The following is a 437-nucleotide window of genomic DNA, read 5'->3' as shown; positions in this document are numbered from 1 at the left end:
AGTGCCTCGGCGTAGCCGCGCCGCTGCACCTCGAGCTCGTCGGGCGACATCGAGCGCGACACGTCCACCGCGAGCACGAGTTCAAGATCGACCTCAATGCCCTCCGGCTCCCAGGCCGGCGCGGCAAGGGGGGCGAGCAGGAAGACGCAGGTGAGCCAGCCACGCATCTCTCGATTAGGGCAGGCGCGCAGGCCGCCTGTCCAGTAACATCGCCGGGAGGGGCGGCGCCCGCGCGGCCGCCGCTCACTCGCTGACCGGATAGAGGCCGTCGGCGTATCGGTCGCGGTGGTATCCCTTGATCCCGATCTCGCGCGCCAGCGGGCTCAGCACCGAACCGCCCCCGGCGATGCGCGCGAGCACCGTGCGAAAGTCGTGGCGCGGCCGCCAGTCCAGCGCCCTCCGGGCCGCCGAGGAGTCGTAGACCCGGTCCAGCCGCG

Annotated in this window: 2 protein-coding genes; both read right to left on the bottom strand. The window is 72.5% G+C overall.

Annotated features, from left to right (window positions below):
• A partial coding sequence (locus DRV85_RS18910) for a DUF1194 domain-containing protein (RefSeq protein WP_113291006.1) occupies window positions 1-167 on the bottom strand: 167 nt, incomplete at its 3' end.
• A gap of 76 nt (window positions 168-243) precedes the next feature.
• The coding region (locus DRV85_RS19310; RefSeq protein WP_199526110.1) for a hypothetical protein at window positions 244-437 on the bottom strand (194 nt) is incomplete at its 5' end.

Origin of the sequence: Rhodosalinus halophilus (assembly GCF_003298775.1) — a bacterium.
Lineage (GTDB): Bacteria > Pseudomonadota > Alphaproteobacteria > Rhodobacterales > Rhodobacteraceae > Rhodosalinus > Rhodosalinus halophilus.
Note: the sequence above shows the minus strand (reverse complement) of the source record. Positions and strands in the feature narration are given on the sequence as shown.